We start from the raw sequence: 1,338 nt of genomic DNA on the forward strand, positions 1-1,338 counted from the left end.
ACCACCCACACCATAGAAGGCTGGACTTGGATTAGTCAACTCAATTAATGTCGCAAAACCAATTCCGCGATAGATACCCTTTTTGCGCAACTCAGCCTGCTCCTTGCGCAAAGCAGAATAGTCCATCATTTTTTCAATCGTGCGCAAGCATTGCTCATGCGATAAGACTTCCAATTTAATCCCTGAAATCCCAGAGCATGGATAAGCATCATCAGGAATCACATTGCGTTTACGAAACTCCAATGGATCCATCTTTAACTTTTGCGCTGCCAAATCTACTAAACCTTCAGTCACAGCACAGGCAATTGGATGCCCCACTCCGCGATATTGGCATGTAGGCGTTTTATTCTGAAACACCACATTCAGCTTGGCTCTGTAATTTTGATGCTTATACGGGCCTCCAACCAAGTTCACCACTTGATTGCCTTCAATTGCGCTCGTTCTTGGGAACATCGAATATGGACCAATCGCAGTGAGATCGTCGATCTCAAAAGCCAATATGTCACCTTCTTTATTGGCTGCAATACGCCCTTTAATGCGGTGCTCACGGGCATGAATATCACTCGTAAATGATTCGAGTCGATCCGCGACAAATTTAACTGGGCGCTCTAACATCATTGCCAAACCAACTGTTGCAAAATCATCGGGATATGCATGAACCTTGATACCAAAAGATCCGCCAACATCCTTGCAGATCACATGTACATCAGACTCAGATAAACCAAACTGACGGCAATATAAATCTTGCATCATGTGAGGTGCTTGCTGCGAGTGATAAACCGTCAAGCGACGATCGCCTGGGTTGTAGTCGGCAATTTGACAGCGAGGCTCCAAAGTCACACCGGTATGGCGACCAAAACCAAAGGTAGCTTCCGCAACTACATCTGCGTTTGCAAATACTTCATCAACCTGGCCAACATCCAAGCTGCGGGTAAAGCAGAGGTTATCGCCGAGCTCCGGATGAATTACTGGCGTATCCGCATCCAGAGCTGTTTCCATAGAAACGACAGCAGGCAACTCCTCCCACTCAACCTCAATTAACTGCAAAGCATCTTCCGCCTGGGCACGTGTTTCGGCAACTACTGCAACTACAGGCTCACCTTGCCAGCAAGCCCTATCAATTGCCAATGCATATTGAGGAGCAGACTTCATGCCAGCTAGGTGGCCCAAAGTAGCAACCCAAGGCTTGCAAAGCTCTGCCATTTTGGCGCCATCAACTATGGCTAGAACCCCTGGCATCTTGCTTGCTTGTTCAGTATGAATTTTTCCAATCTTCATATGGGCTACTGGAGAACGCCAATACACCACATGCCCCATTCTGGGCAATTGAATATCGTC

At 47.1% G+C, this 1,338-nt stretch carries 1 protein-coding gene; it reads right to left on the reverse strand.

What is annotated here, in order from left to right:
- Positions 1-1,326 (reverse strand): molybdopterin cofactor-binding domain-containing protein (locus tag B7Y67_RS18220; protein WP_293599843.1); only part of this gene is annotated, 1,326 nt, incomplete at its 3' end.
- Between the last annotated feature and the right edge of the window lie 12 nt (positions 1,327-1,338).

The sequence above is a fragment of the Polynucleobacter sp. 35-46-11 genome (assembly GCF_002281105.1).